Raw genomic sequence first — 11,089 nt, forward strand, 5'->3', positions numbered from 1 at the left:
AGGTCGGTGTGAGTGGGGCGTAGGGTCAACTCATCGCCTGTGCGACGGACTTGCTTCGGGATAGCCTTGTCTACGAGTGAGCCGGCGGTGCAAGCGTGAGGATCAGCAGTGGCGGAGACATACCCTTATGAGCAGCTTGACGGGCGTCGTTTTCAACGGCTTGCTCAATGTTTGATCGTCGCAGAAAATCCACGTACTCAATGCTTTCCGCTGTCTGGCCCTGACGGTGGCCGGGACGCTGTCGGTCTTTCGTTCGACGAGGACACCACCGTAACCGACGCCCTCATCTATCAAGTGAAATTTCGTGAACCCACCCCCACGGGAACCCCCACATCTGACGAGTTGCATCAATGGGTAACGAAAAACATTGCGCGCGAACTACCAAAAATTTTGACCCTCAAGGCGAATGGTGCCAGAGAGTACATTTTTATCACGAATGTAGCGGCATCAGGACACCCGGGAGGAGGTCTACGTGATCGAATGCAACAATGGGCCGCCGATAACCTGCCGCTGCCAACGAGGTTTTGGTGGCGCGATGATCTCGACGTGCGCCTAACGAACAACCCTCACATTGCATTCAGGTTCATGCTATTCGACGGCCCTTCTTCTGTTGCCGCCTACTTCGAAGGGACATTGCCCGGGGCGCCTTCACCTCAGTTCACTGGCCCCATCACCGTCTCAAGGAAAAGTCCGGCAGTCACAGCCCTGTTGATTTACTTGGGCGAGCAGTACGAAGCTGAATCCGTCCTGCGGTTCAAACAAGCGGACCTCGCTTCTACACCGCTATTGGACTTCTTCGTGGATGTGCCCGCAGCCGCACGCTCCGTCAGGCGTTCCAGCGAGCAGCATTCCATGAGGGATGTGATCTTTAAGATTGCAGAGCGGGCACATCAAGCGAGAGGAGACGGTGCAGATAAGCGTCGACGCGCCCACTACTGGAACCATGAAGTGGAAGGACTGGGGGCTGCTGAGCTCTTCCTGCATGGTGGTGCTTTCCAAGAAATGAAAACGGTCGTCCTGGAAGGAGCGCCTGGGCAGGGAAAGTCTACCCTTACTCAGTTCGTGGGCCAAGTACACAGAGCCTTCATCCTGAACAAGGCAGAGGAAATTGAGAAGCTGCCTGCCTGGTGTAGCAGCGTTGACGTTAAATTGCCCATTAGAATTGAATTGCGCCGCTTGGCCACTTGGCTGCAGGGAAGATCTCCCTGGACAAATAAGCCAAGGACGGCTGAGAGTCGAAATATGCAAAGCCTAGAGGCTTTTATTGTCGACCATGTCCAACACGTTACGGAGGGCTTGTCCTTCACGGCGGAGGACCTCATCTCCATCGTGACCGAGACTCCGACGATCCTCCTGCTCGATGGACTGGATGAAGTTGCAGATACAAGCTTGCGCGAGCGAGTTGTCAAGTGTTGTGAGAGATTCATTAAACGCCTAAAGACAGTGGAAGCCGATATTCAGGCGATTGTAACCAGTCGACCTATTGCCTTCGCTAAATCACCAGCGTTCACCCCGGAGGAATATTCCTATTTCGGGCTTGGCGACCTATCTCTCGACCTAATTCAACAGTATACGTCATCCTGGATTAATATCCGCGCCGTGCCGGATGACCAGGCTCAAGAGCTTCGAGCAATTCTTGAAGAAAGTCTGGCACAGAGTCATGTCGCCGACTTGGCACGCAACCCGATGCAATTGGCGATTCTTATTTGGCTAGTGTACGTTAAAGGATGGTCACTCCCAGATAAGCGCACAGCCCTATACGAAGCCTACATGTCAACCTTCCTAGACAGGGAGGCGGATAAAAGTACAGTCGTGCGTCAATATCGAGATGTTCTTCTCCAACTTCATGGGTACCTTGGCTGGGTATTGCATGCCCGTAGCGAGGTCGGAAGGTCTCAGGATGCTGCGGGTGACGTGGCAGAGGAAGAGCTCAAAGATCTACTTAAGAGCTATCTTCAAGCTCAGGATCGGCCCACGGATCTCGTTGATAAGCTATTCCACGGGGTGGAACGTGTATTCGTGCTTGTGTCGCGAGTTCAGGGAAGATTCGAGTTCGAAGTACAGCCTCTTCGTGAGTTCTTTGCGGCTCGGTATTTGTATAAAACATCACCGCATTCGACAAGCGCCTTCCCTGTTAAGGGAACTCGACCTGAGCGCCTAGAGGCTCTAATTCGGAATCCTTACTGGCTCAACGTCGCTAGGTTTTTCTGCGGATGGTATGACGAAGGAGAGCTCGCCGATCTCTCTCGTCGCATTGAAGACCTCTGCGCCGATCCGGAATATCGTCACACAAGCCATCCCAGTCGACTGCTGTGGCGGTTGCTCGGTGACTACGTGACCACTGCATCACCTAGAGATACCAAACAACTGGCCACACTCCTGACGAGTTCCTTGAACTACCGGCTGTTGCTCAACGAATCAGAAGTCGCGCAGTCAATTCGTTCCCGAGGGATAAAAATTCTACCCGCAGATGCCGGCTTGTCCAGTCTGATTCGGCGAGCGCAAGAAATTGTCGCCCATAGTACAACTAACGAGTTGGTTTTCGAAAGTGCCAAGGTAATCAGTTCGCAGGGCGTGCGCGAAGACCGATTTGACTGGTGGCATGCCGAGCTGGAGAGGACGAATCATAGCCGCGCAGAGTGGTTCCGGCGTGGTCAAATCTGTGGAGCGTTCGATGGGCAACCTGCTCATGTGCTCGTCGAAAAACTAAATCCCGCGACTTTCGATGCCCCTGTGTGGCGGACCGTCGCTACCGCAGGCCGGCTGGACCTAGCGGCACAGGACACTCTTTGGGCCTCGGAATACATGTCCGCCCTGGGCTCAGGTATCCAGACCGTCGGCGGGATACCGACTAACGGCAGGTCAGTAGTTACCTTGAGCCGCGCCGTAGTTAGCCTTATGCGACCCGATCATGCAGAGGGTTACATTCAAACGTCTCAGATCAGGCCTGATGATATTCTGATCGCTAATTACCCCAGGGTCAGAGATGAGCTCAAATCTCTTTTGAAATTGTCCGAGAGTCTGCGCACAGCCCCAAGTCCATATACATTGAGCATCGCTCGGGTGCGGTACTTCACTGAGGCCATCCGTGCCACGTTTGGTAACTGTTGGGCGGCTTGGCGTGTCGCGCTACTGGCAGGCCGGGTTGCGTGGAACCCCAACGGTCACCCTTCATTCCTCGATAGCGCTACGCCGATGGAGGACCGTGTCAAAACCGCGTGGCAACAGAGAAGCTCTGCCCCATTTTGGAGGGATGCACTGGCTACAACTAGATCGGATGGAACAACCCTAGCCGCGATTGCCTGTCTCTTGGAAATTGGAGACATTGAGGTTATCAATCAGGTGCATCCGTTGATCTCTGCCAGGTGGTCAGAAATGGAGGCCTGGCAGATTGAGGCACTCAATGCGCACTTCTGGTCCGGCCGTCACCGTTCCCGCACTAACAACCCCAAGGTCTCACTAGATGCGCTGGTCGGCACGTGGAGCGAGCTACCAGCCGGATTCTCCGCCCTCCTGGCACCTCGCGTGAAAGTGAGTGACATCTCACTACTCTCTGCGGGAGTTTCGCATGGTGTGATGGATCCATTGAGTACCTCTTTCGTCGCCGCGTTCATGGTGGCAGCGAATCTCAAGTGGATGACATCTAGGGCCAACTGGGATGGGTGCTTGGAGTCCATTCGTGAGCACCTCCCCAAGGCATCCCATCTGCCTTCGACCCCATGGAACGTGACGCAGCAGGACTTGACACGTTACGAGAATAGGCTCTCCGAGGAAGTAGTGCGTGAAATTCTAGATGCGCCAGAGCAGTATCCGGCGGCTTTGCTGTCAGCCGCCGCATATTCGGCAACCCGGCGCGTAACAGTGCACATGCCTAGCTTGGAGACGGTTGCCCAGAGGAAGAATTGGTTCGATCAATGATTTTCGACTGGCTAGCAGAGCGCGGTACGACAGGCTGCACCACTGCCCTAACCACCTCTCGCTCGGCTCCCATCCTCACGCCTGACACTCGCGAACGACGCTCCTTCCATCCTGGAGCCTGAGCGCCCCCGACGGAGCATGTCCTTGACCGGCACTGACTTCCTCAATTCGGCCCGTAGCGCGTAGCGCGCCGCGTGCGCGCCTTGAATCATTGGAGCGTCCCGGGCACCGGCAGCCGGAACCCATCCTGCCGTCTACCCGTCGCCGAACAGGGTGGGGCACCTGACATCCACGGCTGACATCAACAGCATTGGACGCCAGCAACTCCAGGCGGCCGTAGGTAGCGGTCCGTGCCGCATGGCAGCTTTCTGCTGAGCACGTCGGTCCGAACTCCTAAAGCGGGTGTCGCAGGTTCGAATCCTGCCGGGGGCACCAGTTCAGAAGGGGGCCACCTCCGAAAGTTCGGAGGTGGCCCCCTTCTGACATGACGAAGCACCGGACAGCGCGGGCCACCGGTTGAGACGCGGAGCCCCGCGGCCCGGCCAGGCCGCTGCCGAAGCCGTCCCGCGTCGCCGTCCCGATTCGCAACCGGACAGGCATCCCGACTCACTGCTCCTGCCAACCCTCCCGACCTGGGCGCCCCATCCAATGTCCCGCCCTGGCCCTGGTGCGCCCCACCGACACGCTTCCATTAATACGTATTAGTAAATACCCTCGGCGAGCGTCATTCCGTTCGGTTCTGAGCCCCGAGTTTGAGGAGTTCACGTGATTCGTAAGATCGCGTCAAGTGCCGGCGTTGCCCTGGCGGCGCTCAGTATGGCCGTCTCCGCTCCCGGTGCCGCTGTGGCGGCCCCGTCGGCCAACACAGCGTCTGCCCCGTCGGTTTCGGATACTTCCGGCGAGGCCACCGTCCGGGCGGGAATCTGGCTGACCTTCGAGTACTGGGGCAAGTCTCCTGCCGCCACCTTGCAGTGCGCGGCCAGGAAGTCGATCTATCAAGCACGGTATCCGAAATTGATCTTCAGGTGCTTCACGACGGCGAGATACGTGGAGCTTCAAACTTGGCACAGTTTCTAGTAACTACGGGATCGTCGGCAGGGACCAGTTCGCCCGGTCGGGCTGGTCGGCGGGGGCGGTGACGAGGCAGGGCCGGCCGCTGGTCGTTGGCGTGGTGATCTCACTCAGCACACCGGCGATCGAACAGTCGGGGGGCTTCGATGTGATCGGCGGCGGTGTCGCTGCCCGCGTTCCCCGGCCGCAGTAGGCCTGTCTGGCTCGCGTGTGTTGTTCTCGGCCTGCGTGGCCTGCTCCTCGGACGTATGACGGGCCGATGGCTACAGCGCCACGTTCGGCAGCCGAGACTCTGGGGAGCGGGAGCCCTGCTCCTTGCATGCGGCGGGTTCGAGCATCCCTCGTCGACCGCAATCGGACTCGGCCTTGTCGCCTTGGGCCATGCGGTGAAGCCGACCCCGTGATCAGGCCCGTGCGGGATGCGTGCCAGGTCGCACGGGGGACCACGCGTCGGCGCAACCGGCACTCGTATAGTCGCTTCATGGTGACTGCGACTGTCCGTGAGTGGTACGACGAGGAAGGGTGGGGGGTACTCGACTCTCCCGAGACACCCGGCGGTTGCTGGGGCCACTACGCCGACATCCGGACGAAGGGCTTCCATACGCTGTCGCCGGGGCAACGTGTAGATCTCCGATGGGAGGCCCCTGGCTTCAAGCAGGACGGGTACGACTACCGCGCGGTGAGCATCTCGCCTCGGCCCGCCTGATATCCGCACCGGTGTCGTTCATCGCCGCTCAGGCATGTCCTCATGTTGCCAACTCTTATGGCTGCAACGACAGTTGAGGCAGAGGGACATGTGTTGCACCTGAGGGGGGCAAAGATGAGAGTCACCGTGGCCGTCGACGCCGGGAACGGAGACGAGGCCGGAGCCTCGGACGATCTGTACCAGTGGCTGCGTCAGGACCCTGATCTGCGTGTGCTCATCCGCCGGGAGGCCGCCGCCGAGCCGCCGGGCGGAGCCATGGGCGCGCTGGGGGAGCTGATCGCGCTGCTGCTGGCTCCCGGCGGTCCGACGGCAGCTCTGGGGGCGGCCGTCGTGGTGTGGCTCCAGAGCCGCCGGGGCAACCAGACCGTCACCATCACCCTGCCGGACGGTACGCAGGTCGTGGTCTCCTCGGAGAAGGTGCGCGGCCTGACCGCCGAGGGCACCGGTGAGTTGGCCGAGCGGGTCGCCGCGGCGCTTCGGCAGGAGCGCGATCCACAGGGGACACGGGATACGGCGGAGGATGACGGTCAGGTCGATCCGTCGCGAGAGACGGGCTGACAGTGCCGTCGCGGGGGGCGTCGGATCTACGGGGAAGAGCGGATCTGACCGGACCCGGTTGCCACGCGCTGGTGGTCGGGACGGCCACCCACCCGGGCCGGCAGCTGTCCGCTCTGCCGTCCGCTCTACGGTCGGCGCAGGACGTGGCCGAGGCGCTGAGCACAGTGTGCGGTATGGGCGATCGGGTCACCCTGCTCACCGACCCGACGTCGCCGAGCGACGTCCTGGAGGCACTGGCGGCGGCCATCGGCCGGGCAGAGCCCACGGAGGAGCGGTACGAGCGCGGAACCGTCCTGCTCTACTTCGTCGGGCACGGGCTGCGCGGACCCGGTCAGCAGCTGTACCTGGCGACGGCGACGACCAAGTCCCGGGCCGACATGGCGCACTCCGTCCCCTACACGGAGATCGAGCGCTACTTGAGCGACGCCGCCGCCGACCCGGTCGTGATCCTCGACTGCTGTTTCGCGGGCAATGCCCAAGAGCCGGGACGGCCGAGCGCCGCGGACCCGTTCGCCGGTGCGCGGCCCGCAGGCAGTTACCTGCTCGCGTCCGCGATGCCCAACGCATTGGCGTATGCCCCACCGGACGCGGAGCACACCCTCTTCAGCGGCCAGTTGCTCGGCCTGCTGCGGGAGGGCGACGTGGGCGGGCCGAAGTGGCTGACGCTGGGCGGCGTCTACCGGCTGCTCGACCAGCGGCTCCAGGGCAGCGCGGCCCGCCCGTACGGCGGTGGCACCGCGCGCATGGGGGAACTGACTCTCGCCGTCAACCGCCGGTACGAGCCACGGCCGGGCCCGGACACCGGGCGGCCGGTGGCCGACGTCCCCGATCCGGACGCCGTCTGCCCCTACCCCGGCATCCTCCCGTTCCTCCCCGAGCACCACCGTCTCTTCTTCGGCCGGGAGGAGCTGACCCGGGAGCTGCTGCAGCGCGTCGAGCGGGCGCGGCCCGGTGAGCCGGTGGTCCTGGTGGGGCCGTCGGGCGTCGGCAAGTCCTCGCTGCTGCGGGCCGGACTGAGCGTCGCCGCGGAGCAGGCGGGGCTCGGCCCTGTGCGGCTGGTGTCCGCGCCGGGTGAGTGGCCGTTCCGGACGCTCGCCGAGGCGTGGGCGGCGGCGGTGGGCAGGGCGCCCTCGGACGTCGTACGGGATCTGGAGCGGGGGCGCTTCAGCCCGCCCGCGGCTACGGGGGCTACGGCCGGGCGGGCACCGCGTGTCCTCGTCATCGACCAGCTTGAGGAGTACTTCACGCTCTGCTCGGACGCGGCCGAACGCGAGCGATTCGCCGCCGCCCTCACCGCGGGAGCGCACGAGGAGCGGGGCGAGGACGGGGCCGGCCCGCGTCTCGTCCTGGCGCTGCGCGCCGACTACTACAGCGACGCCCTGAGCGACCCCCGCCTGGCGCCTGTCGTGCGGACGGGGCACTTCGCCGTGCCCGCGCTGGGCGACGAGGAGGTCGAGGCGGCGATCGTGGGCCCGGCGGAGTACGCGGGCCTGCGGTGGGAGGAGGGCGTACCGCAACTCCTGCGACGCGATGTGAACGAGGAGCGGCGCACCGCGGGCGATGCCGCGGCGCTGCCCTTCCTGGCCTACGCCCTGCCGGAGATCTGGCTGCGGCGGCAGGGGACGACGCTCACCTACGCCGGGTACGCCGGTGCCGGAGGCATACGGGGCGCCGTGGCAGGGGCCGCCGACAAGATCTACGACGCTCTCGACGAGACCGGCCGCACGGCCCTGCGGAGCCTCCTGCTGGCCATGGTCCATGTGGCCGACGGCGAGGGACGGTTGGTACGCCGCCGGGTGCCGCCGGAGGAACTGGCCAGGAGCGAGGACCTGCTGCGCCGGCTCGCGGACGCCCGTCTGGTCGTCGTGGACGAGGGGGGCGGGGCCCAGCTCGGCCACGACTCACTGCTGCACGCGTGGGGGCGGCTGAGCGGCTGGATCGACGAGGTACGGGACGACCTGCTGAGACTGCGGCGGCTGACCGCGGCGGCGGAGGGCTGGGCCGAGGCGGGACGGAAGGCGAGCGGCCTCTACGAAGGCGACGCCCTGAAGCAGGCGAAGAAACTCACGACGGACGACGCCCAGGCGACCCAGCCGGTGGTCACCGCCGGTTCGGCGCTCGCAGCCACGCCGTCGGCCGTCCCCGTCCCCGTCCCCGTCCCCGTCCCCGTCCCCGTCCCCGTCCCCGTCCGCCAAGTGGTACGGGATTTCGTCGCCGCGAGCGACCACGCGCAACGGCGTCGACGCTTCGTCACGCAGGCGTGGATCGCCGGTCTTTCGGCCCTGGCCCTGGTGGCCGCGTCGCTCTTCGGGTGGGCGTTCCACGAGAACCGGCAGGCGGCGAACCGGGAGAAGAGCCTGATCGCCAGGGAACTGGCCGCCCAGGCCGACACCCTGCGCGAACGCGACCCGCAGACCGCGCTCCGCCTCAGCCTGGCGGCGTACCACACCGCGGTGACCCCGGAGACCCGCTCCAGCCTGTACACGGCGGCGACGACCCTCACACCGACCCGTCTCGTCCCGAAGGAGCCGTACCGCAAACCGGTTCTCAACGTCGCGTACAGCCCGGACGGCAAGGTCCTGGCCGCGAGTCACAAGGGTGACCGGGTCCACGGCGGCCGGGTCCAGTTGTGGGACCTCTCCGAGCCGACCAGGCCGGTGGAGGCGGGCCGATTCGCGCTGAGGAGCAGTCCGGCCATCGCCTACAGTCCGCGCTCACGGCTCCTGGCCGCGCAGTCGGCGGACGAACTGACGCTGTGGGACACCGCGGACCCGCAGAAGCCGCGGCGGCTCTCCCTGGTTCGGCTCGCCCACGGAGTGACGTACACGCTGGCGTTCAGCGCGGACGGCCGCACGCTCGCGGCGGGCAGCCAGAAGGGACAGCTGCGGCTGTGGGACGTGAGCGACCCCGCCCACCCCGCACTGCGGACGCAACGGACGATCGCCGAGGTGGAAGTGATCTCCTTGGCGTTCACCCGCGACGGGCGCCACCTGATCACGGGCAACGGCAACGGAGAGTCGGGGAGCGGGCAGCCCGCACAGGTGCGGCTGTGGGACGTGAGCGATCCGGACCGGCCCGTGCTGCGGGACACGGAGCAGGCCGACACGGTCATGGCGGTTGCGGCCGATCCCCGGCGCGACCTGGTGGTCGCGACCGGTGCGGCGGGGAAGATCGCCTGGTGGGAGGTGGCGGACGGGCGGGAACTGCGGCGCGTGAAGGCGAAGCGGTACATGGACTCCTGGGGCGTCTCAGGGGACGGCATGCCGTCGCTCGCGTTCAGCGAGGACGGCAGGTATTTGGCGGGCGCGGACCGCGCCGACGGCGTCAAGCGGGCCGAGGTGACCGGGAAGGCGGCGGATCTGGTGGAGCGCATGCGCCAGGTCACACTGCCGACAGGTGAGCCGGCCCAGTCGGTCGCCTTCAGCCCGGACAGCCGGTATCTGGCGGCCGGTGAGGTGGGCGGAGAGGTGCGGCTGTGGCCCGGCCGGCCCTGGGCGCCCGCGTTCGAGGGCGGCATCCATGTCATGCCCCAGGCTGGAACGAGCCCGTTCAGCCGCGACGGTGACCTAGTCATCGCCTCGCAGTCGAACGCGGACAGCACCTACACGAGCAAGGTGTGGGACGTCAGCGACCCGGACGCGCCGAAGGTCCGGTACACCCTGCCGAGGGGATGGGAGGCGAAGTACTTCCTCACGCGGCGCAAGACGCCCGTGTTCCTGGCGCATTACTGGACCAAGGGGCTGGATCACACCCTCCAGATCTGGCAGTTCGACTCCGACGGGGCCTTGAGGAAGAGCCCCGGCATCCGGTTCACCGCCGACATGCCGAGCATCGCCGTGAGTCCCGACGGTCTTCTCCTCGCTGTGGGCTCGCAAGAGGAGACCGACATCGCGCTGTGGGACATCCGGGATCCGGCGAATCCCGTACGCCGGGGCACGGTCGGGGTGAAGGCGAGCGGCGGCCTCGGGGCAACGGGAAACCTGTGGTTCGCCGGAGAGCGATCCCTGGCGACGGTGGAGGACGGACGGCACATCAGGTTCTGGGACGTTTCCGACCCCGCCCGGCCCCGCAAGGGCGGCCGCGTCGACGACGCGGCCACGATGGAGAGCGCGATGTACTACGGCTCGTCCCGGCTGCTCATCACCGAGGCGCCGGGGGACAACGTCCGGCTCTGGGACGTCTCCCGGCCCGCGCACCCCGTCAAGGCCGGCCTGCTTCCGGCCGCCCCAGGGGGCTACTTCCCCACACGCAAGGGGGAGTTGGCGGCGGCACTGCGCGATGGAACCGTCGAGTTCTGGGACGTCACCGACCCCGCTCGTCCCCAGAGGCACAACGACCTCCTGCTCGACCGCGAGGTCACGTCGATCGACATGACCTCCGACGGCCGCTACGCGGTGACGAGTAAGCCCCATCGCATCTGGTCCGTCGGGAAGAACGGGCGGTGGAACACTCCGGAGCACGTCACGCTGGAGAACGCGGATGCGATACATGTGCCCCCGGCGAACTCACCGCAGGGCCCTCGGTGGCTGGCTGTCACCGACTACGGCAGCGCCACCATGACGGAGGAGAGGACCTACGTGCTCGCCTTCGACACCGACGGCCTCTACGAGGCCCTCTGCGAGTCGTATCCCCTGAATATCCCCGAAGACCAGTGGAAACAACTGTTCCCGCACCTGGCCTACCGCACGTCATGCGACTGACGCGGCTGCGGGCAGGGGTGGGGAGTTTTGGACCGCTCCGTGACTCTGCTGCGCAATTCGCTGCGGGGGTGAGGGCGGGTCGGCGATGATCGTTTCTGAGGTCGCTTCTTCTGTTGTGCGGCCATGGAGGCGGTAG

At 64.7% G+C, this 11,089-nt stretch carries 4 protein-coding genes; all 4 read left to right on the forward strand.

The features are described from left to right. The first annotated feature begins 108 nt into the window (after positions 1-108). The 4 genes from AB0J04_RS01670 (at position 109) to AB0J04_RS01685 (ending at position 10,953) form a co-directional block, all read left to right on the forward strand. The gene (locus tag AB0J04_RS01670; RefSeq protein ID WP_363166351.1) at positions 109-3,918 is read left to right on the forward strand and encodes a hypothetical protein; all 3,810 of its coding nucleotides are present in this window, start codon (positions 109-111) and stop codon (positions 3,916-3,918) included. A gap of 1,552 nt (positions 3,919-5,470) precedes the next feature. Beyond that, positions 5,471-5,695 carry a cold shock domain-containing protein gene (locus AB0J04_RS01675; RefSeq protein WP_363166352.1) on the forward strand — a complete coding sequence of 75 codons (225 nt, stop codon included), beginning with the start codon at positions 5,471-5,473 and terminating at the stop codon, positions 5,693-5,695. A gap of 114 nt (positions 5,696-5,809) precedes the next feature. Then, entirely contained in the window at positions 5,810-6,253 is a 444-nt protein-coding gene (locus AB0J04_RS01680; RefSeq protein ID WP_363166353.1) for a hypothetical protein, read from the forward strand. Positions 6,254-6,324: 71 nt separating this feature from the next. Continuing rightward, positions 6,325-10,953 carry an AAA family ATPase gene (locus tag AB0J04_RS01685; RefSeq protein WP_363166354.1) on the forward strand — a complete coding sequence of 1,543 codons (4,629 nt, stop codon included), beginning with the start codon at positions 6,325-6,327 and terminating at the stop codon, positions 10,951-10,953. The last annotated feature ends 136 nt before the right edge of the window (positions 10,954-11,089 follow it).

The sequence above is a fragment of the Streptomyces sp. NPDC050263 genome, assembly GCF_040655955.1.
GTDB lineage: Bacteria > Actinomycetota > Actinomycetes > Streptomycetales > Streptomycetaceae > Streptomyces.

Coding starts and splice junctions, on each gene's coding strand:
- AB0J04_RS01675 (WP_363166352.1), top strand. CDS start 5,471: ATGGTGACTGCGACTGTCCGTGAGTGGTACGACGAGGAAGGGTGGGGG.
- AB0J04_RS01680 (WP_363166353.1), top strand. CDS start 5,810: ATGAGAGTCACCGTGGCCGTCGACGCCGGGAACGGAGACGAGGCCGGA.